Annotated in this window: 17 protein-coding genes; 15 read left to right on the top strand and 2 right to left on the bottom strand. The window is 73.7% G+C overall.

Annotation, left to right across the window (positions count from 1 at the left end):
* Nucleotides 1–33: 33 nt before the first annotated feature.
* A complete protein-coding gene (locus AB0424_RS16395) occupies nucleotides 34–597 on the bottom strand; it encodes an HNH endonuclease (protein ID WP_366305888.1) in 564 nt (187 codons plus the stop codon).
* A 278-nt stretch (nucleotides 598–875) separates the two neighbouring features.
* Between AB0424_RS16395 and AB0424_RS16390 the strand changes: the two genes are divergently transcribed.
* The 14 genes from AB0424_RS16390 (at nucleotide 876) to AB0424_RS16325 (ending at nucleotide 19,797) form a co-directional block, all read left to right on the top strand.
* Nucleotides 876–1,934 (top strand): mechanosensitive ion channel family protein, encoded by a 1,059-nt coding sequence (locus tag AB0424_RS16390; protein ID WP_366305886.1) that lies wholly within the window; start codon nucleotides 876–878, stop codon nucleotides 1,932–1,934.
* Between the two features lie 285 nt (nucleotides 1,935–2,219).
* A complete protein-coding gene (locus tag AB0424_RS16385; protein WP_366305885.1) occupies nucleotides 2,220–3,434 on the top strand; it encodes an ROK family transcriptional regulator in 1,215 nt (404 codons plus the stop codon).
* Nucleotides 3,435–3,492: 58 nt separating this feature from the next.
* The gene (locus AB0424_RS16380) at nucleotides 3,493–4,839 is read left to right on the top strand and encodes an ABC transporter substrate-binding protein (protein ID WP_366305883.1); all 1,347 of its coding nucleotides are present in this window, start codon (nucleotides 3,493–3,495) and stop codon (nucleotides 4,837–4,839) included.
* Between the two features lie 133 nt (nucleotides 4,840–4,972).
* Nucleotides 4,973–5,854 (top strand): sugar ABC transporter permease, encoded by an 882-nt coding sequence (locus tag AB0424_RS16375; RefSeq protein ID WP_366306233.1) that lies wholly within the window; start codon nucleotides 4,973–4,975, stop codon nucleotides 5,852–5,854.
* A 3-nt stretch (nucleotides 5,855–5,857) separates the two neighbouring features.
* Nucleotides 5,858–6,748 (top strand): carbohydrate ABC transporter permease, encoded by an 891-nt coding sequence (locus tag AB0424_RS16370; RefSeq protein ID WP_366305881.1) that lies wholly within the window; start codon nucleotides 5,858–5,860, stop codon nucleotides 6,746–6,748.
* 2 nt (nucleotides 6,749–6,750) lie between these two features.
* Nucleotides 6,751–8,016 carry a 6-phospho-beta-glucosidase gene (locus AB0424_RS16365; protein ID WP_366305879.1) on the top strand — a complete coding sequence of 422 codons (1,266 nt, stop codon included), beginning with the start codon at nucleotides 6,751–6,753 and terminating at the stop codon, nucleotides 8,014–8,016.
* On the top strand, nucleotides 8,007–8,999 hold the full coding sequence (locus AB0424_RS16360) for a BadF/BadG/BcrA/BcrD ATPase family protein (protein WP_366305877.1): 993 nt from the start codon (nucleotides 8,007–8,009) through the stop codon (nucleotides 8,997–8,999). Before AB0424_RS16365 ends, AB0424_RS16360 begins: the two co-directional genes overlap by 10 nt.
* Before the next feature lie 296 nt (nucleotides 9,000–9,295).
* A complete protein-coding gene (locus AB0424_RS16355) occupies nucleotides 9,296–10,723 on the top strand; it encodes a hypothetical protein (protein ID WP_366305875.1) in 1,428 nt (475 codons plus the stop codon).
* Nucleotides 10,724–10,734: 11 nt separating this feature from the next.
* Complete coding sequence (locus AB0424_RS16350; protein WP_366305873.1) at nucleotides 10,735–11,766, top strand: glutamate ABC transporter substrate-binding protein; 1,032 nt, start codon at nucleotides 10,735–10,737, stop codon at nucleotides 11,764–11,766.
* Between the two features lie 67 nt (nucleotides 11,767–11,833).
* On the top strand, nucleotides 11,834–13,111 hold the full coding sequence (locus tag AB0424_RS16345) for a hypothetical protein (protein WP_366305871.1): 1,278 nt from the start codon (nucleotides 11,834–11,836) through the stop codon (nucleotides 13,109–13,111).
* A gap of 59 nt (nucleotides 13,112–13,170) precedes the next feature.
* On the top strand, nucleotides 13,171–15,630 hold the full coding sequence (locus tag AB0424_RS16340; RefSeq protein WP_366306231.1) for a tetratricopeptide repeat protein: 2,460 nt from the start codon (nucleotides 13,171–13,173) through the stop codon (nucleotides 15,628–15,630).
* Between the two features lie 2 nt (nucleotides 15,631–15,632).
* Nucleotides 15,633–17,045 carry a PP2C family serine/threonine-protein phosphatase gene (locus tag AB0424_RS16335; RefSeq protein WP_366305869.1) on the top strand — a complete coding sequence of 471 codons (1,413 nt, stop codon included), beginning with the start codon at nucleotides 15,633–15,635 and terminating at the stop codon, nucleotides 17,043–17,045.
* A gap of 53 nt (nucleotides 17,046–17,098) precedes the next feature.
* Entirely contained in the window at nucleotides 17,099–18,442 is a 1,344-nt protein-coding gene (locus AB0424_RS16330) for a VWA domain-containing protein (protein ID WP_366305867.1), read from the top strand.
* A gap of 41 nt (nucleotides 18,443–18,483) precedes the next feature.
* On the top strand, nucleotides 18,484–19,797 hold the full coding sequence (locus AB0424_RS16325; protein ID WP_366305865.1) for an FHA domain-containing protein: 1,314 nt from the start codon (nucleotides 18,484–18,486) through the stop codon (nucleotides 19,795–19,797).
* Between the two features lie 9 nt (nucleotides 19,798–19,806).
* On the opposite strand, the gene AB0424_RS16320 is transcribed toward AB0424_RS16325, so the two are convergent.
* Nucleotides 19,807–20,763 (bottom strand): methyltransferase domain-containing protein, encoded by a 957-nt coding sequence (locus AB0424_RS16320; RefSeq protein WP_366305864.1) that lies wholly within the window; start codon nucleotides 20,761–20,763, stop codon nucleotides 19,807–19,809.
* A gap of 96 nt (nucleotides 20,764–20,859) precedes the next feature.
* Here AB0424_RS16320 and AB0424_RS16315 point away from each other — a divergent pair, with 96 nt between their 5' ends.
* Complete coding sequence (locus AB0424_RS16315; RefSeq protein WP_366305862.1) at nucleotides 20,860–21,264, top strand: globin; 405 nt, start codon at nucleotides 20,860–20,862, stop codon at nucleotides 21,262–21,264.

The raw sequence follows: 21,264 nt of genomic DNA, 5'->3' as shown, positions 1-21,264 counted from the left end.
GGCCGGAGGCCCCGCGTACGCGAAAGGCCCGGGTCAACCCGTCGTCAGCGCCCTCACGGGGGCGTCGGCGACGGAGTCGATCCGGGCCATCACGTCCTCGGCTCCGTACGGCTGGAGGTACGGCAGCCACCGGGGGTCCCGGTGGCCGGTGCCGATGATCCGCCAGGCGAGGCCGGAGGGCGGGGCCGGTTGATGGCGCAGGCGCCAGCCGATCTCGCGCAGGTGCCGGTCCGCCTTGACGTGGTTGCAGCGGCGGCAGGCCGCCACCACGTTGTCCCAGGCGTGGGTGCCGCCCCGGCTGCGCGGGATGACGTGGTCGACGCTGGTGGCGACGCCCCCGCAGTACACGCAGCGCCCGCCGTCGCGGGCGAAGAGGGCCCGGCGGGTCAAGGGAACGGGCCCCCGGTAGGGGACCCGCACGAAGCGCTTCAGTCGCACCACGCTGGGCGCGGGGAGGACTTGGGTCTCGCTGTGCAGGAAGGCGCCGGATTCCTCGAGGCAGAGTGCCTTGTTCTCCAGGACGAGGACGAGTGCGCGGCGGAGCGGTACGACGCCGAGCGGCTCGTACGACGCGTTGAGGACCAGGACGTGCGGCACGGATGCCTCCTATGACGCCGGCGGCGCGTGGCTCGCGCCGGGACGAACTGCTCTCAGTCTCTCCTCATGGCCCGGCGATGCGCCACCACGTGCGGGAATCGGGGTGACGGGCCCGGAGTGTTCTCGACCACATCGGCGGCCCCTTCCGCCGCCCGCTGCTTACCTGCCTCTTACTTGCCCAGGTGAGGTCCGTCTCTCCCTCGAACACGGCAACAGGACCATGTCCGACGCCCCGTTAGTGTGGAAGACCTGCGTCCGCGATCCCTGGAGGTTGCCCCGTGTCCTGGTCCGCCCTTGCGGCTGCCACCGATCCCGAACCCATTCCGGTGACCCTGGACGAGGCGGCGGAGAAGGCCACGAACGCGGCGAGCTGGGTGGAGGAGAACTGGTCCACCTGGCTGAACACCGGACTGCGCATCCTGCTGATCCTGATCGTCGCGCTGCTGCTGCGGATGGCCGTCCGCCGTGCCCTGACGAAGCTGATCGAGCGGATGAACCGTTCGGCGCAGGCGGTGGAGGGGACGGCCCTGGGCGGTCTCCTCGTCAACACCGAGCGGCGCCGGCAGCGCTCGGAGGCGATCGGCTCGGTCCTGCGCTCGGTCGCGTCGTTCCTGATCCTGGGCACGGCGGGGCTGATGATCCTCGGCGCCTTCAAGATCGACCTCGCGCCGCTGCTGGCCTCGGCCGGTGTGGCGGGCGTCGCGATCGGTTTCGGCGCGCGGAACCTGGTGACGGACTTCCTCTCGGGCGTCTTCATGATCCTGGAGGACCAGTACGGCGTCGGCGACTCGGTCGACGCGGGCGTGGCCTCCGGCGAGGTCGTCGAGGTGGGCCTGCGGGTGACCAAGCTGCGCGGCGTGGACGGCGAGATCTGGTACGTCCGCAACGGCGAGATCAAGCGGATAGGAAACCTCAGCCAGGGCTGGGCGACGGCGGGCGTGGACGTGACCGTCCGGCCGACGGAGGACCTGGAGCGGGTGCGGTCGGTGATCACCGAGGCGGCGGACTCCATGACGAAGGACGAGCCGTGGAACGAGCGGCTGTGGGGTCCGGTCGAGGTGCTCGGTCTGAGTGAGGTGCTGCTCGACTCGATGACCGTCCGGGTCTCGGCGAAGACGATGCCGGGCAAGGCCCTGGGCGTGGAGCGCGAGCTGCGCTGGCGCATCAAGCGGGGTCTGGACGAGGCCGGCATCCGGATCGTCGGCGGGGTTCCCGTGCAGGCCGAGGAGTCGGCGGCCGACCCGACGGCTGGCATGGCGGCACCGTCCGTGTTCGCCTCGACGACCTCGCCCCAGTCGGCGGCGACCACCCCGCTGCCGAAGGACCTGTCGAAGTAGCCCCCGGACCTCCTCCCTTCTCCTCGACCCCTTCGCTTCCCCTCGCTTCCCTCCCCTCCCCTCGCTCCTCTCCCGGACCGGACGTTCGCGGTCCCGACGCCTCCGCGGGTAACGCTTTGGTTGCCTTCGGGGGCGTCTCGCGTCCCCGGGTATTGACGCCTCCGTGACGGCCGCCTTACCTTCCTCCCACCGAATAGGAAACTTTCCTAACAGAGCAGTGGGAGATCGGGCCGGCCGACAGGCAGCACAATGGCCCGACCAGCGTCGAAGGGCAGGTGCGACCTCATGGCCGGTACGACCCCGGGAACCCCCGGAACACCGCGTGTCCTGCGGGCCATGAACGACCGCGCGGCCCTGGACCTCCTCCTGGAGCACGGCACCCTCTCGCGCACCCGGATCGGCAAGCTCACCGGCCTGTCCAAGCCGACCGCCTCCCAGCTCCTCGCCCGCCTCGAAGCGGCCGGGCTCGTCGTCGCCACCGGCACCACCGAAGGCCGGCCCGGACCGAACGCCCAGCTCTACGCGGTGAACGCGCGCGCCGCGTACGCCGCCGGACTCGACGTCAACCAGTTCCGCATCCGCGCCGCCGTCGCCGACATCACCGGCGAGATCGTCGGCGAGTACGAGCTCCGCACCCCCGGCCGCTCCGCCTCCGGTGTCGTCCGCCAGGTCGCCGACGCCCTCGACGGGGCCGTCAAGGCGGCCGGGATCACCGCCGAGGACGTCCGTCGCCTGGTCATAGGCACCCCCGGCGCCTTCGACCCGGCCACCGGGCGCCTGCGCTACGCCTCCCACCTCCCCGGCTGGCACTCCCCCACCCTCCTGGAGGAGCTGGCCGCCGTCCTGCCCATGCCGTTCGAGTACGAGAACGACGTCAACCTCGTCGCCGTCGCCGAACAGCGCGTCGGCGCCGCCCGCGGCCACACGGACTTCTTCCTGCTGTGGAACGAGGAGGGCATGGGCGCCGCCGTCGTCCTCGGCGGCCGGCTGCACCGGGGCTTCACCGGCGGCGCCGGCGAGGTCGGCTTCCTGCCCGTGCCCGGCACCCCGCTCGTCCGGCAGGTCACCAAGGCCAACTCCGGCGGCTTCCAGGAACTCGCGGGCGTCCAGTCGGTCCCCCGGATCGCCCGCGCCGCCGGCATCGAGACGCCGGAGCAGCCGTACGTCACGGTCGCGGCCCGGCTGCTCACCCACGCCGCCGGGGCGCACGGCGAGGACGCGCGGTACGCGGAACTGCTCGACCGCTACGCCGAGCGGCTCGCCATCGGGCTCTCCTCGATCGTCGCCGTGCTCGACCCCGAACTGATCGTGCTGTCGGGCGACGCCCTCGTCGCCGGCGGCGAACCGCTGCGCGCCCGCGTGCAGTCCGCACTCGCCGACCTCGCCGCCTCCCGGCCCCGGCTCGTCCTCTCCGCCGTCCCCCGGCGCCCCGTGCTGCGCGGCGCCCTCGAAAGCGCCCTGGCCACCACCCGCGACGAGGTCTTCGACACCTCGCGCTGACCTCGACCCCACCGCCCCACCGTTCCCCCTCCACCCCTCGCCACAGGGAGACTCCGCCATGCCCGCACGTCCGCGCAGAGCCGCAGCCGCGCTCGCCGCCACCGCCTCGATCGCCCTCTTCGCCTCGGCCTGTACGGGCTCGGCGACCAACGGCGCGAACGACGACCCCAACGCGCAGACCACCATCACGTTCTGGCACGGCTGGTCGGCGCCCGCCGAGGTCAAGGCCATCGAGGAGAACGTCGCCCGCTTCGAGAAGGCCCACCCGAACATCAAGGTGAAGGTCGTCGGCAACATCAACGACGACAAGCTGGGCCAGGCGCTGCGCGCGGGCGGCTCGAACGGCCCGGACGTCGTCTCCTCCTTCACGACGGCCAACGTCGGCAAGTTCTGCTCGTCGGGCGCCCTCGCCGACCTCAAGCCCTTCATAGAGAAGTCGAAGCTGGACCTCGACAAGACCTTCCCGAAGGTCCTCCAGGACTACACCCAGTTCGAGGGCAAGCGCTGCACGCTGCCGCTGCTCTCCGACGCGTACGGGCTCTACTACAACAAGGACGCGTTCAAGGCGGCCGGACTCGACCCCGAGGCGCCGCCGAAGACCTGGTCGCAGTTCACCGAGGTCGCGAAGAAGCTGACCAAGGCCAAGGGCGACTCCTACGAGCGGCTCGGTGTCATGCCGACCTACCTCGGCTACGAGACCGTGGTCTCGCACTACATGTCGCAGTGGAAGCACGGCGGATACTTCGCGGCGGACGGCACGTCGAACATCGCCAAGGACCCGGCGTTCGCCGAGATGATGACCTACCAGAAGTCCCTGGTCGAGGCCCTGGGCGGGTTCCAGCGGCTCGACAAGTACCGCACGGGCTTCGGCGACGAGTGGGGCGCCAAGCACCCCTTCCAGACCGGTCAGGTCGCCATGCAGCTGGACGGCGAGTGGCGGCTGAACTTCGTCAAGGAGGCCAAGGTCCCGTTCGAGGTCGGCGTCGCGCCACTGCCCGTCGCCGACGACGAGCTGGCCGAGTACGGCAAGGGCTACCTCTCCGGCACGATCATGGGCATCGCCCCGCAGAGCACCAAGCAGAACGCGGCCTGGGAGCTGGTCAAGTACATGACCACGGACACCGACGCCGTGGTGAGCTTCGCCAACGCCATCGGCAACGTGCCCTCCACCCTGGACGCGCTGAAGTCCCCGAAGCTCGCCTTCGACCCCCGCTTCAAGACGTTCCTGGACATCGCCCGCCACCCGGCGTCCACCACCTCGGACGGCGCGGTCAACGGCTCGGCCTACCAGGACACCCTGCAGAAGTTCGCCCAGCAGTACGAGAAGGGCCAGGTCACGGACCTGAAGAAGGGCCTCGCGGACACCGCGGCCCAGATCGACCGCGACATCGCCGCGGCGAAGTGACGGCCGGGACCCACCCATGAGCACGGACACCCTGCCCGCGAAGGAGGCGGCCGCCCCGGCCGCCGCCTCCCCCGGGGGACGGAACACGCTGCGGGCCAAGCGCCGGCGCAACGCGCTCCGCACCCTGGCCTTCATGTCCCCCTGGCTGATCGGCTTCGGCGTCTTCTTCGCCTACCCGCTGATCTCCACCGTGTACTTCTCCTTCATGCGCTACGACGGCCTCAACCCGCCCTCCTGGCGCGGCCTGGAGAACTGGACGTACGTCTTCGGCGACTTCCCCCAGTTCTGGCCCGCCCTGCGCAACACCCTGTGGCTCGCCGTCGTGATGGTCGCCTGCCGGGTCCTCTTCGGCCTCGGCGTCGGCATGCTGATCACCAAGATCAAGACCGGGGCCGGCGTCTTCCGCACGCTGTTCTACCTGCCCTACCTGGCCCCGCCGGTGGCCGCCACGCTCGCCTTCGTCTTCCTGCTCAACCCCGGCACCGGACCGGTCAACTCGCTCCTGGAGGCGGTCGGGCTGCCCGCCCCCTCCTGGTTCAACGACGCCTCCTGGTCCAAGCCCGCGCTGACCGTCCTCGCGGTCTGGGGCGTCGGCGACCTCATGGTCATCTTCATGGCCGCCCTCCTCGACGTGCCGAAGGAGCAGTACGAGGCCGCCGAGCTCGACGGCGCGTCCGCCTGGCAGCGGTTCCGCTACGTCACCCTGCCCAACATCTCGCCGATCGTCCTCTTCGCGGTCGTCACCGGGATCATCGGCGCGATGCAGTACTACACGCAGCCGATCGTGGCCGCGAAGGTCGCCTCGGGGAAGATGGGCGGTTCCGGCGAGGTCTTCGTCCCCGGCTACCCGGACGACTCCACGCTGACCCTTCCGCAGCTGGTCTACAACCTCGGCTTCAGCCAGTTCAACTACGGCGCCGCCTGCGTCGTGGCACTGGTGCTCTTCGCCTTCTCCATGGCCTTCACCGCGCTCCTGATGCGCCGGCGCGGCGGCCTGATCGGCTCGGGTGACTGACACATGACGACCGCAACCGCTCCCGCCCCCGACCGCCTCGCGGCGAGCCCCGCCGAGAAGAAGGCCCGCCGCAGGTCGCTGCTGCACTGGATCGCCGTGCACTCGCTCGGCATCGCGGCGGCCCTGTTCTTCGTCCTCCCGTTCGTCTTCGTCCTCCTGACCTCCCTGATGAGCGACCAGCAGGCGCTCACCCGGGACCTGACGCCGAACTCCTGGCACTGGGACAACTACGTCAAGGTCTTCGAGACGCCGGGCTTCCTCACCTGGTGGAAGAACTCCCTGCTGTACGCGGGCCTCGGCACCGTCCTCGTGGTGGTGTCCTCGATCCCCGTGGCGTACGCGCTCGCCAAGTTCCGCTTCCGGGGCCGCCACCTGTCGCTGCTGCTCGTCATCTCGATGATGATGCTGCCGCCGCAGGTCGTGATCATCCCGATGTACCTGTTCTGGGCCAAGCAGATGGACCTCTCCGGCTCCCTGTGGCCGCTGATCATCCCGATGGCCTTCGGCGACGCCTTCGCCATCTTCCTGCTGCGCCAGTTCCTGCTGACCATCCCGAACGAGTACGTCGAGGCCGCGCGGATCGACGGGTGCGGCGAGTTCCGCACCCTCGTCCGGGTCGTGCTGCCGATGGCGAAGCCCGGCATCGCCGCCGTGGCCCTGTTCCAGTTCTTCTACTGCTGGAACGACTACTTCGGGCCGCAGATCTACGCCTCCGAGAACCCGGCCGCCTGGACGCTCAGTTACGGCCTGGAGTCCTTCAAGGGCGCGCACCACACCGACTGGAATCTGACCATGGCCGCGACCGTGCTGGTCATGGCCCCCGTGATCCTCGTGTTCTTCTTCGCCCAGAAGGCGTTCGTCGAGGGAGTCACACTGACCGGAGTGAAGGGCTGACCATGAAGCTCACAGTCGTGGGGGGCGGTTCCACCTACACCCCCGAACTCATCGACGGATTCGCGCGGCTGCGCGACACCCTGCCCATCACCGAACTCGTCCTGGTCGACCCTGCCGCCGAGCGGCTCGAACTGGTCGGCGGCCTCGCCCGGCGCATCTTCGCCAAGCAGGACCACGCCGGCAAGGTCACCACCACCACCGACCTCGACGCCGGGGTCGAGGGCGCGGACGCCGTCCTGCTCCAGCTGCGGGTCGGCGGGCAGGCCGCCCGCCTCCAGGACGAGACGTGGCCGCTGGAGTGCGGCTGCGTCGGCCAGGAGACCACCGGCGCCGGCGGTCTCGCCAAGGCGCTGCGCACCGTCCCGGTGGTCCTGGACATCGCCGAGCGGGTCCGGCGCACCAACCCGGACGCCTGGATCATCGACTTCACCAACCCCGTCGGCATCGTCACGCGCGCGCTGCTCCAGGCCGGGCACAAGGCCGTCGGCCTGTGCAACGTCGCCATCGGCTTCCAGCGGAAGTTCGCCGCGCTCCTCGGCGTGACCCCGGCCGAGGTCCACCTCGACCACGTCGGGCTCAACCACCTGACCTGGGAGCGGGCCGTCCGGATCGGCGGCCCCGAGGGCGAGAACGTGCTGCCCCGGCTGCTCGCCGAGCACGGCGACACGGTCGCCGACGACCTGCGCCTGCCGCGCCCGGTCCTGGACAGGCTCGGCGTCGTCCCCTCGTACTACCTGAGGTACTTCTACGCGCACGACGAGGTGGTCCGGGAGCTCGGCACCAAGCCGTCCCGGGCCGCCGAGGTCGCGGCGATGGAGAAGGAGCTCCTGGAGCTGTACGGCGACCCGACGCTCGACGAGAAGCCGGCCCTGCTCGCCAAGCGCGGCGGCGCCTTCTACTCGGAGGCGGCCGTGGACCTGGCGGCGTCCCTGCTGGGCGGCGGCGGCTCGCCGTACCAGGTGGTGAACACGTACAACAACGGCACCCTGCCGTTCCTGCCGGACGACGCCGTCATCGAGACGCAGGCCGCGGTCGGCGCGCACGGCGCCACGCCGCTGCCGGTCGCGCCGGTGGACCCGCTGTACGCCGGCCTGATCGCCAACGTCACTGCCTACGAGGACCTGGCCCTGGAGGCGGCGCTGCGCGGCGGCCGCGACCGGGTCTTCAAGGCCCTCCTCGCGCACCCGCTGGTGGGCCAGTACGCCTACGCCGAGGGGCTGACCGACCGGCTGATCGCGCACAACCGGGAGCACCTCGCGTGGGCGTGAACCTGGACGGCGTCCTCCTCGCGGTCGACGCGGGGAACAGCAAGACCGACGTCGCGGTGGTCTCCCGGGACGGCAGCGTCCTCGGGACGGCCCGCGGCGGCGGGTTCCAGCCCCCCGTGGTGGGGGTGGACACGGCCCTCGACGGGCTCGCCGAGATCGTCGGACGCGCGTGGCAGGAGGCCGGCGGCGCCGGCCGCTCCCCCGCGTTCGCGCACGTCACGGCCTGTCTCGCCAATGCCGACCTGCCCGTCGAGGAGGTCGCGCTCCAGGCCGGGCTGCTCGGCCGGGGCTGGACCGGCGACGTGCGGGTGCACAACGACACCTTCGCCATACTGCGCGCCGGGCTCGACGAGCCGCGCGGTGTCGCGGTGGTGTGCGGGGCGGGGATCAACTGCGTGGGGATGACGCCGGACGGGCGTACCGCGCGCTTCCCGGCGATCGGGAAGATCTCCGGCGACTGGGGCGGGGGCGGCGGACTGGCCGAGGAGGCGCTGTGGTTCGCGGCGCGGGCCGAGGACGGCCGGGGCCTGCCCACCGCGCTCGCCGACGCGCTGCCCGCGTACTTCGGCCTGGCGTCGATGTACGCGCTGATCGAGGCGCTGCACCTGGGCGGGGTGCCGTTCGAGCGGCGTCACGAGCTGACGCCGGTGCTCTTCGCGGTCGCTGCCGCGGGCGACCCGGTGGCCCTGTCGCTCGTGCACCGGCTCGCCGACGAGGTCGTCGCCATGGCGGCGGTCGCGCTGCGCCGGCTCGGGCTCCACCACGAGGAGGCGCCGGTGATGCTGGGCGGCAGCGTGCTCGCCGCCCGCCATCCGCAGCTGGAGGAGCGGATCCGCGCACTCCTCGCGGAGCGGGCGCCGAAGGCCGTCGTCGGGTTCGTGACCGCGCCGCCGGTCCTCGGGGCGGGGCTGCTCGCGCTGGACGCCGTGGAGGCCGCGCCGGAGGCCAAGACCAGGCTGCGGGGGCACTACGGGGTGTGCTGACGCGCGCCGTCGCGGGGCGTTCCGTCGTCACGACGGGGCGCCCCGCACGCATGTTCACTCGTTCGAGGGGTGTCCGAAAGGGAACCGATCTTGGCCGGGAGGCGTATTCAAGGTGAGGGGGTTCGCCCGCGGATGTGCCGGGGGCATGGGGCACGATAGGAACAAGATCCAGTCAATCCCGGTGTGCGGACGGGCCTCTGAGGCCATACTGCTGGCCGGGTGGTCGTCCACCGGTACCGGTCGCCGCCGGACCACCGGAGGCGCCGGCCGACGTCAGAGACCCAGGGGGAGGTCACGTGACACACCCGCCGAACGCGCCCGCCGCCCCGGCGGCGCAGGGCACGGCGCAGGCGCCCGCGCGCCCGGGAACCGTACCCGCGCAGGCGTCGCCGGTGCCCGCCGCGACCCCGCCCGCGGGACGCGGTGCCTGGGCCGTGGGCCGCGAGCGGCTGCGGGTGGCCGCGACGACCGAGCCCGGCCGGCTGCAGATCCTGGGCGCCGTCCTGGCACTGCTCGTCGTGGCGTTCGGTGGGGTCAGCGCCCTGGAGGTGTCCGACCGGGCCTCCGCCGCCGACGACGTCGTCAGCCGCAGCCAGCCCCTGAGCGCCGACGCCGCCGCGATCTACCGCTCCCTGGCCGACGCCGACTCCACCGCCGCCGGCGGTTTCCTGGCCGGCACGCTGGAGCCCGCCGCGTCCCGCGCGCGGTACGACCGGGACATCACCACCGCCTCCCGGCTCCTGGTCAAGGCCGCGGCGAACACGGACGGTTCGTCCGAGTCCGCCCACGAGATCGCCGCCCTCAACGAACAGCTGCCCCGCTACACGGGCCTGATCGAGCGCGCCCGGGCCGCCAACCGGCAGGGCCTGCCGCTCGGCGGCGCCTATCTGAGGTACGCCAACCAGCAGATGTCCACCGCGCTGCTGCCCGCCGCCGAGCGGCTCTACGCGGCGGAGTCCGAGCGGCTGCACCGCGACGACGACGCGGCCCGCACCTGGCCGTTCCTGTCGCTCGCCCTCGGTCTGCTCGCCCTGGCCGCCCTGGCGTGGGCCCAGCGCCGCAACTACGCCCGGACGAACCGGGTCTTCAACCACGGGCTGCTGGCCGCCACCGCCGCCACGGTCGTCGTCCTGCTCTGGCTCGCCGCCGCGCACACCCTCGCGCGGTCCGGTCTCGACACCGCCCGCGCGCACGGCCAGGAGTCCCTCCAGGTCCTCAACACCGCCCGGATCAGCTCGCTGACCGCCCGCGCCAACGAGAACCTGACCCTGGTCGCCCGGGGCGCCGTCCTCACCGAGGACGGCAAGAACGACAAGTACGAGGCGGACTACGCGGCGAGCATGACCGCCCTGACGAAGGCGCTCGCCACGGCGCGGGAACTCGCCGACGACGACGCCGGACGCGGCCCGGTCGACGAGTCCGCCACCCGCACCGGCGAATGGCAGGAGCGCCACAAGGACGCCCGCGCCAAGGACGAGGCCGGCGACTACGAGGGCGCCCTCGGCCGGATCGTCGGCTCCGACCGCTCCACCGGCCAGTCCTTCGACCAGGTCGACGCCGCCCTGGAGCGCGCCCTCGCCCACGAGCAGAGCGAGTTCACCCGCTCCGCCGGCGACGCGAGGGACGCGCTGACGGCGCTGCCGCTCGGCGCGGCGGCGCTCGGCATCCTCGGCGCCGCCGGCGCCGTGCTCGGCATCAACCGCAGACTGTCGGAGTACCGGTGAGAGGGGGCGGGATGTCGAACGGCCTCGACCCGCTGGTGCGGCGGACGGCGCGGCGGCTGCGCGGCTGGGGCGGGGTGGCGGCCATGGCCGTGGCCTGCGGGCTCACCGCCTCGCTCACCCTGCTCCCGCTCGCCCACGACGGCGCCGGCGCGGCGGCCGCCCCGTGGACCCCCGGCCCCGGCGTGGGCACCGGCGTCCTGGTCAAGGCGGACACCTGCGACCACCCCGAGGCGTCCCTGACGCCCTCGTCGGCCGACGGGCCCTCCATCCGGGCGATCAAGGACCGCGGGAAGCTGATCGTCGGCGTCGACCAGTCCAGCTACCGCTGGGGGTACCGCAACCCGGAGAAGGGCGTCCTGGAGGGCTTCGACATCACGCTCGCCCGGGCCGTCGCCAAGGACGTCCTCGGCGACGAGAACGCGATCATCTTCCGCGCGATCCCCACCAACCAGCGGATCGCCGCCCTGGACAGCGGCAAGGTCGACCTCGTCGTGCGCACCATGACGATCAACTGCAAGCGGATCGAGCAGGTCGCCTTCTCCACCGCGTACTTCCAGGCCGGGCAGCAGGTCCTCGCGCCCAAGCTCGCGAAGGACATCACCGGCTACGACTCCTCGCTGCGCGGCAAGCGGATCTGCACCGCCGAGGGCTCCACGGCCTACGACGCCCTGGTGGAGAACTCCTTCGGCGCGGTCTTCAAGGACGAGGGCGACGGGACCAAGGACGACCGGGACCTGCTGACCGTGCCCAACCAGCTGGACTGCCTGGCCCGGCTCCAGATGGGCGAGGTCGACGCCGTCGTCACGGACAACGCCCTCGCGGCCGGCCAGGCCGCCCAGGACCCGGCGGTCGAGCTCAAGGGCCGGCCGTTCACCCGGGAGTACTACGGCATCGCGGCCAAGCTGGGCAACGACGACCTGGTGCGCCGGGTCAACCAGGTCCTGGTGGGCTACCGGCAGGGCCCCTGGCAGGCCGCGTACAAGGAGTGGCTGGAGAAGGACCTGCCGGGGATAACCGGCCCTCCCGCCCCCAGGTACAAGTGACGTGGCCGAGCAGCCCTGCACACGCCCCGTACGAGTAGTCCTGCACACGAAGCGGAAGAGGTGACCGATGGGCGTCACGGGACCCCCCGGGCCGGTGATGGACCGGGACGAGGTGGACCGTGCGCTGGCGCGGCTCGGCGCCGAGCACAAGGCCGTCGAGGACTCGCTCCTCGCGCTCCAGGACCACGCGGGCCGCAGACTGCTCGAAGGCGCCGAGCTGACCGGCACCACCCGGGACCGCTGGGCGGCCGCGGAGCGGACCATCACCCTGCTCTGGACCTGCTTCGACGTGTACACCGGCGCCCTGCGGGAGGCCCGTGAGGTGCGCGCCCGGCGCCGCTGGCCGGCCCGCGAGGAACTGGTGGAGCTGACCGACCGGCTGCGCGGCGACAGCGTGCTCGTCTCCGGCGGCGCCGGAGAACAGGCGTTGCTGACCGAGCGCTTCAGCCTGGAGCGGCTGGTCCGCCGGATGAACGAGCTGTACGCCTCCTCGCTCGACCTGGTCGTCACGGCCGACGCGGTGTGGTCCGCGCTGCCCGCCCGGATAGACCTGCTCGCCGCCGAGCTGGGCCGGACGCGCTCGCTCGCGCACTCGGTGGGCGTGCGGCCGGGCGAGCACCCGGCGGGCGACGAGCTGGAGGCGATCACGGCCGAGCTGACCGCGCTGCGGTCCCAGGTGGTGACCGACCCGCTGGCCTTCTGGCGCCCGGCGGCGGGGAGTTCGGCGCCCGGCGGCGGCCGTCCCGACACCGCGCGGTACGACCGGGCCGCGCTGGCCCTGGAGGAAGTCCGGCGCGAGATCGAGGCCGTCCTCGCGGTCCGGCAGGACTCCGAGGACCGGCTGCTGCGGCTGCGCGACGTGCTCTCGCGGGCCGACCGGACGCTCGCCGAGGCGCGGTCCGCGCGCGGCGAGGTCCTCGCGAAGATCGCCGCCTCGGAGGTGCCTGCGGTCAGCGGGCCGCCGACGGCGCTCCAGGAGCGCCTGGCGACCGCCGCCGAGTACCGCCGGCACGCCCGGTGGCACCGGCTCTCGCCGCTCCTGGACTCCCTGGAGCGGGAGGCGGAGGACGAACTGCTGCGGGCGCGCGAGTCGCTGACCGCGGTCACGGCGCCGCTCGCGGTCCGCGCCGAGCTGCGCGGCCGGCTCGACGCGTACAAGGCGAAGGTGGCCCGGCTCGGCGCGGCGGAGGACCCGCTGCTGGTCGAGCGGTACGACGCGGCCCGAAGGATGCTGTGGAGCGCGCCCTGCGATCTGCGGGTCGCGGAACAGGCCGTCCTGCGCTACCAGCAGGCGGTGGCGGACGTACTGTCCGGCCCGAGAGACGCGGGAGGACGACAGTGGTGAGCGGGGAGACGGGCGTGGGGAGCTGTCAGCGTCCTTCGTGCGAGGGTTCGTACGAGGACATGGGGGGCGGCGAGCTGTACTGCGACACCTGCGGGCTCGCGCCGGTCGTGGCGCCCGGCGGGATGATCGCGTCGACGCCGACCGGGATGGCCGTGCCCGGCCGGGGTGCGGGCGGTGTCGGGGGGCCGGACTCCGGCTCCTCGCGCAGCGGTTCGCGGGCCTCCTCGCGGGCCTCGTCGCGCTCCTCGACCTCCCGCCGGTCGGTCTCCGGCCGGCTGTCGCGCGCCCTGTCCGGGGGGTCCACGGCCCGTTCGGTGTCGGTGCGCAGCTCCGGTGCGTCGACCGGGCAGTCCGCGCGCAACCGGCTGGGCGCGGGGCTGGTGGCGATACCGGAGGTGCCGCGGCCCGATCCGCGGGGCGCGGTGATGGAGAACGCCGAGGTCCCCGAGCGGAAGCGTTTCTGCTCCCGTTCCGACTGCGGCGCCCCGGTGGGCCGCTCGCGGGGCGAGCGGCCGGGACGCACCGAGGGCTTCTGCACCAAGTGCGGGCACCCCTACTCCTTCGTGCCGAAGCTGCGGGCGGGGGACATCGTCCACGGCCAGTACGAGGTGGCGGGCTGCCTCGCGCACGGCGGGCTCGGCTGGATCTACCTCGCGGTCGACCGTGCCGTCTCCGACCGGTGGGTGGTCCTCAAGGGCCTGCTCGACACCGGCGACCAGGACGCGATGGCCGCGGCGATCTCCGAGCGCCGCTTCCTCGCCGAGATCGAACACTCCAACATCGTCCGCATCTACAACTTCGTCGAGCACCTCGACCAGCGCACCGGCTCCCTGGACGGCTACATCGTCATGGAGTACGTGGGCGGCAAGTCCCTCAAGGAGATCGCCAACGACCGGCGCACCCCGGACGGCCGGCGGGATCCGCTGCCGGTCGAGCAGGCGTGCGCCTACGGGATCGAGGCGCTGGAGGCGCTCGGCCACCTGCACAGCCGGAACCTGCTCTACTGCGACTTCAAGGTCGACAACGCCATCCAGTCCGAGGACCAGCTGAAGCTCATCGACATGGGCGCGGTCCGGCGGATGGACGACGACGAGTCCGCCATCTACGGCACGGTCGGCTACCAGGCGCCGGAGGTGGCCGAGGTCGGCCCGTCGGTGGCGAGCGACCTGTACACGGTGGCGCGCACGCTCGCGGTGATGACCTTCGACTTCCAGGGCTACACGAACGTGTTCGTGGACTCGCTGCCCGACCCGGAGCACATCTCGGTCTTCCGGACCTACGAGTCCTTCTACCGCTTCCTCGTCCGCGCGACCGACCCCGACCCGGCCCGCCGGTTCTCCTCCGCGCAGGAGATGGCCGAGCAGCTGACCGGCGTCCTGCGCGAGGTGGTGGCCCTGCAGTCGGGCCGCCCGCGGCCGGCCCTGTCGACGCTGTTCGGCACGGAGGTGCGGGTCACGGACACCACGCTCTTCGCCGAGCTCACCGAGGACGTCTCGCTGCTCGGCGCCCGCAAGGGGGCCGGACGGCTCCGCGGGGCGGGGCGCGCGCCGGCGCCCGCGCCGTCCGCGCCGCGCGCGGAACTCGCAGGGCTCCTGGCGCCGGTCGACACGCCCGCCACGGCGCTCGCGCTGCCCGTTCCGCGCGTCGACGCGTCCGACCCCCACGCCGGCTTCCTCGCCGGTCTCGCGACCGCCGCGCCCGTCGAACTGCTGGCGGCCCTCCAGGCCGTCCCCGCCTCCTCGGCCGAGCTGCGCCTGCGCACCCTGCGGGCCCAGCTGGAGCTCGGCGACCTGTCCTCCGCCGGCCGGACCCTGGCGGGCCTGGAGGAGCGGGACCCGGACGACTGGCGGGTCGTCTGGTACCGGGGCGTCACCTCCCTGGTGACCGGCGACCCCGAGCAGGCGGCGCCGGCCTTCGACGCGGTGTACGACGCCTTTCCCGGCGAGCCCGCGCCCAAGCTGGCCCTGGGGCTCTGCGCCGAGGTGCTCGGCCAGCTGGACAACGCCGCCGAGTACTACCACCTGGTGTGGACCACCGACCCCGGCTTCGTCAGCGCGGCCTTCGGGCTGGCGCGGGTGCGGCTCGCGGCGGGCGACAGGGCCGGCGCCGTCGACGCACTGGAATCCGTCCCGGAGGCGTCGATCCACTACACGGCCGCCCGGGTCGCGGCGGTGCGGGCGCGGCTGCGGCGGCGCCCGGCGCACGACCCGATCGGCGGCGACCTGACGGCCGCCGCGGCGCAGGTCTCCGCGCTCCAGGGCTTCGGTCTGGACGCGGTGCGCCGCGAGCAGTTGTCGACGGAGGTCCTCGGAACGGCCCTCGACTGGGTACTCTCCGGGAGTCCCGGTGCGGCACCGGGCGGCGGCGCGCTGCTGCTCGGGAGCGAAGTGGACGAGCGCGGACTGCGCTTCGGCCTCGAACGCTCGTACCGGGTGCTGGCCCGGCTCGCCCAGCAGGGCGACGAGAGGATCGAACTGGTGGAGCGGGCCAACCGCTTCCGTCCCCGGACGTGGGTGTGAGGATGTCCCAGAAGCCGAAGCCGTCACACGGACTCGCCGACTGCCCGGGCTGCGCGGAGCCGCTGGATTCGGGTGACCGGTTCTGCGGGGCGTGCGGCTACGACCTGTCGGCCGTGCCCGCCGCCGAGACCGGGCCCGACCGCCCGACCATCGCGATCGGCACCCCCGTCGCCTGGCCGGACGCGCCGCCCCGCGACCCCGGTTCCCTCTCGACCGCGACCCAGCACCCCGGCGATCTGCCCGGCACCGACTCCGGCGGCCGTGACCTGCCCACGATGGAGGTCCGCACGGACGGCCCGGTGCCGCCGCCGGGCGCGCCCGTTTCCCCGCCCGCGGCGCCCGTCCCCCCGCCCGCGCCTTCCGGTGCGCCCGGTGGCGACTTCGAGCTGGCCGCCCCCGACCCCCGTGCGGCCGTCCGGGCGGACCCGGCTCCGGCCGCCACCCCGGCGGCGCCCGCCGCCGCGACCCCGCCGGACGCCGCGCCCACCGCCGCGCAGGCGGCGCTCTGCGTGGCCTGCCGGGCCGGACGGGTGGACACCGACGGCTACTGCGAGAACTGCGGGCACGCGCAGCCGCGCGAGCGCGACCACATGGAGCGGGAGGCCGGCCCGGTCGCCGCCGTCAGCGACCGGGGCCTGCGCCACCACCGCAACGAGGACGCCTTCGCGGTCTCGGCGGCGACCCTCCCCGACGGCTCCCCCGCCGCCGTCGCGATCGTCTGCGACGGGGTCTCCTCGGCGACCCGCCCCGACGAGGCGTCGGCCGCCGCCGCGGCCGCGGCCGAGGCGTCGCTGTGCGCCGCGCTGCCCCGCGGCACCCACCCGCAGCAGGCCATGCACGAGGCCATCGTGGCCGCCGCCGAGGCCGTCAACTCCCTGGCCGCCGAGCCGGACGGCCCGGACCACGACCCGCACCGCCACCGGAACGCCCCGGCCTGCACCATCGTCGGCTCCGTCGTCACCGACGGCCTGCTCGTCGTGGGCTGGGTCGGCGACAGCCGCGCCTACTGGGTGCCGGACGACCGCGGCACCCAGTCCGTGCGGCTGACCGAGGACGACTCGTGGGCCGCCCAGATGGTCGCGGCGGGCCTGATGAACGAGGCGGAGGCGTACGCGGACGAGCGCGCCCACGCCATCACCGGCTGGCTCGGCGCCGACTCGTACGAACTGGATCCGCACACCGCCTCGTTCAAGCCGGACCACTCCGGCGTGGTGGTGGTCTGCACGGACGGACTGTGGAACTACGCGGAGGGACCCGAGGACATGGCCCGGGTCGTCCCCGCGGACGCGGCGACCCGCCCGCTGCACGGCGCGCAGATGCTGGTCGGCCACGCCCTGGACGGCGGCGGCCACGACAACATCACGGTCGCGCTGGTCCCGTTCACCGTCACTCCGCAAGGGGCGGGATCCGCCTGAGCGGTCGCCGATCCCCTTCCCCGACACCGTTGTTGCCCGAGGAGCCCGAACAGATGGCGAACTTCTCCAAGTCGACCGTGCCGCAGTTCTCGGTGGACGTCTACCAGAACGAGTTCCTGCCGGAGGGAGGCCGGGACGTCAGCGCGATCGTCACGGTCACCTCGACCGGCGGAGGCACGAGCGGCGCGGCGGGGTCCGGCGGCTTCGGGCAGTTCCCCGGCGGCGGCGCGGCCGGCGTCGTGCTCATGGTCGACTGCTCGGGCTCCATGGACTACCCGGCCACGAAGATGCGCGGCGCACGCGAGGCGACCGCCGCCGCGATCGACACCCTGCGCGACGGCACCTCCTTCGCCGTCGTCGCCGGCACGCACGTGGCGAAGGAGGTCTACCCGGGGAACGGCGGCCTGGCCGTCGCCGGCGCCCGGACCCGCGCCGAGGCCAGGGAGGCGCTGCGCCGCCTCTCCGCCGGCGGCGGCACGGCGATCGGCACCTGGCTGCGCCTCGCGGACCGGCTGCTCTCCTCCGCCGACCTGTCCATCCGGCACGGCGTCCTGCTCACCGACGGCCGCAACGAGCACGAGACGCCGCAGGAGTTGCGGGCCGCGCTCGACGCCTGCGCGGGCCGGTTCACCTGCGACGCGCGCGGGGTCGGCACCGACTGGGAGGTCAAGGAGGTGACCGGCATCGCGTCCGCGCTCCTCGGCACCGCCGACATCGTCGCCGACCCGGCCGGTCTCGCCGCCGACTTCACGTCGATGATGGAGACCGCGATGGGCAAGGGCGTGGCGGACGTCGCGCTGCGCCTGTGGACGCCGGTCGGGGTCGAGATCCGGTTCGTGAAGCAGGTGGCCCCGACCGTGGAGGACCTCACCGGGCGGCGCACCGAGGCGGGTCCGCGCGCCGGCGACTACCCGACGGGCTCGTGGGGCGACGAGTCCCGCGACTACCACGTGAGCGTGCGGGTGCCGCAGGCGGTGGTCGGGCAGGAGATGCTCGCCGCCCGCGTCTCGCTGCTCGCCCCGGACCCGGCGGGCGGCGATCCGCGCCCGCTGTCCCAAGGGCTGGTACGGGCGGTGTGGACGGACGACCTCGCGATGTCGACGTCGATCAACCCGCAGGTCGCGCACTACACGGGCCAGGCGGAGCTCGCGGACGTCATCCAGCAGGGTCTCGATGCCCGCAAATCTGGCGATCACGACGGCGCGACGGCCAAGCTGGGCCGCGCCGTGCAGCTCGCGGCGGCCTCCGGCAACGCGGATACGGCGAAACTGCTTTCGAAGGTGGTCGACGTGGTCGACGCGGCGACCGGTACTGTGCGTTTGAAGGCGAAGGTCGCGGATGCGGACGAGATGACACTCGAGACCCGCTCCACCAAGACCGTTCGCGTCAAGAGGTAGCCCGGCCAGCGGGCCGGACGACGAGAGGGGGAAGCACCGACATGCCGACCTGCCCGAACGGACACCAGTCGGTCTCCGACGACTGGTGCGAGGTCTGCGGCCACCGCATGGCCGGGGCGGGCGCGCCTGCGGGTGCCGTACCGCCGCCTCCCCCGCCGCCGCCCCCCGCCTACGGATACCCCGGTCCCGGCGGGCCCCCGCAGGGCCCGCCGCCCGGCGACTTCGGCGCGCCCGGCGGATACGACGCTCCCCCCGGCTACGGCGCCGGCGCACCGGCGGCCCCGGGCGGTTTCGGCCCCGGCGGCGACCCGAACGCGACGGCCCAGGCGGAGCTCTGCCCGCAGTGCCGCACGCCGCGCGAGCACATGGCGCCGTTCTGCGAGGAGTGCCGCTGGAACTTCCTCACGAACACGGCCACCTCGTACACGCCGCTGGCCCCGCACAACCCGCCGGCGCAGCAGCCCGGGCCGCCGCCCGGCCTGAACCTGCCGCCCGGCTTCCAGTCCCCCCCGCCCCCGCCGCCGCAGCCGGACCCGTTCGGCTACCAGGGTTCGCGGCCGTCGCAGGTGAACCGGCCGGCCGAGCCGCTGGGCGCCGAGCCCACGCACCACCAGGCGCCGCCGCAGCGCCCGCCGCACCAGCAGCCGCCGGCGCCGCAGCAGGGTGGTCAGCAGCCGCCGGCCCCGCCCGCGTACCTCCAGGCACCGGCACAGGCTCCCGCGCCGCCCGCGCCGCCGCAGCCGCGGGCCGACGACGACTGGGTGCTGTCCCCGCCGGCGCAGCCGCACGCCCCGCAGCCGCCGGCCCCGCAGCCGCCCGCACCGCAGCAGCAGCAGCACCAGGCACCCCCGGTGCCCCCGCAGCACCAGCAGCACCAGGGACCGCCGCCGCACCAAGCTCCCCCGCAGCACCAGGGGCCGCCGCAGCAGTTCCAGCCGCCGCGGCAGCCGCAGCGCTGGACGGCGGTCATCGGGCCGGACCGCGAGTACTTCATGGCGATGATGCACCGCAGCGGGCCGGAAGCCTCGGGGCTCAACCTGCCCGCGTACTCGCCGGACAAGCACCTGCCGCTCCAGGGCAACCAGGTCTCCATCGGCCGCCGCCGGCACTCCACCGGCGAGTCCCCCGACGTCGACCTGTCGGTGCCGCCGGAGGACCCGGGCGTCTCGCACCAGCACGCCGTGCTCGTGCAGCAGCCGGACGGCTCGTGGGCGGTGGTGGACCAGAACTCCACCAACGGCACCACGATCAACGGCGGCGAGGAGCCGATCCAGCCCTACGTCCCCGTCCAGCTCCAGGACGGCGACCGGGTGCACGTCGGCGCCTGGACCACGATCACCCTCCGTCTCGGCTGACGGAGCACGTCAGGCGGCCGCCGGCAGGGGCCAGGCGTACGGCCCTCCGGGGTCGTCCAGCCAGGCCCACTGCCGGTCGCCGCTGACCGTCACCCCGAAGCGCTCCCGCTCCGGCCGCCGCTCGCGCAGCCAGAGCGAGAGCGCTTCGCGTCTGTCCAGGACCTCTCCCGACAGCCCCCACAGGAAGCGGAAGCCCTCGTCGCCGCCCGGGCCGTGCCGCGGGGCCCGGGCGGCGACGCCCCGCAGTGCCACGAAGTACGCCGAGGTCGCCAGGAACCGGCCCTCCGCGTGCGTCCGGTCGTCCACCCGCAGCAGGACGAGCCCGGTGGAGAGCGGGGCGAGCACCAGGGCGCCGGGCCGGCTCTGCGCGAGCCAGGGGTACGGGACCGAGGGCACGGCGCAGGTCGCCACGATCCGGTCGTAGGGGGCGTGCGCCGGGCAGCCGCGGGCTCCGTCGGCGGCGACGACGGCCGGCCGGTACCCGGCCGCGGCCAGGTGGGTCCGGGCCGTCTCGGCGATCTCCTCGTCCAGGTCGACGGTGGTGACGTGCGCGTCGCCGAGCCGATGGCACAGGAGGGCGGCGTGGTAGCCGGTGCCGGCGCCGATCTCCAGGACGTCGTCGCCGTCACGCACGTCCAGGGCCCGGAGCATCAGCGCCATCAGGGAGGGCTGGCTGGCGGAGGAGACCAGCTCCCCGTCCCGGACCCGGGTCGCGATCGCCGTGTCCTCGTAGGCCCCGCGCAGCCAGCGGTCCCGGCGCCCGGGGTCGGGGTCGCCGGCCCAGAGCCGCTCGTAGCCGCCGGTCCCCGAGACGTAGTAGTAGGGGACGAAGCGGTGGCGCGGGACGTGGGCGAAGGCCGCTCGCCAGGCGGGGTCGGCCAGCTCGCCCGCCGCCTCCACCTCGCGCACGAGCGCCCTCCGCGCCGGCGCGGCGGCCTCGGCGAACTCGTCCCGCGGCTCACCCATGCCTCCACTCTCCCGCCGCCCGGCGGGCCCGGCGACCGCTCCCGGGGCGGTCCTGGGCCTCCGGTCCTAGTCCGGGTCATCTGAGACGATGGAACGGTGAACGAGATTCCCGGGGAAACAGTGCAGGAGCAGACCTTCTACGAGCAGGTCGGCGGCGAGGAGACCTTCCGCCGCCTGGTCCACCGCTTCTACGAGGGCGTCGCGGGGGACCCGCTGCTGCGCCCGATGTACCCCGAGGAGGACCTCGGCCCGGCCGAGGAGCGCCTCACGCTCTTCCTGATCCAGTACTGGGGCGGGCCGCGCACCTACAGCGACCACCGGGGCCACCCCCGGCTGCGGATGCGCCACGCCCCGTTCACCGTCGACCGCGCGGCCCACGACGCGTGGCTGCGCCACATGCGCGACGCCGTGGACACACTCGGCCTCTCCCCCGCCCACGAGGAGGAGCTCTGGCGCTACCTGGCCTACGCCGCCGCCTCGATGGTGAACACGGCCGGCTGA

It is taken from the genome of Streptomyces sp. NPDC051180 (assembly GCF_040689545.1).
Lineage (GTDB): Bacteria > Actinomycetota > Actinomycetes > Streptomycetales > Streptomycetaceae > Streptomyces.
The sequence above is the reverse complement of the archived record's forward strand: the minus strand, read 5'-3'. Positions and strand labels throughout refer to the sequence as shown.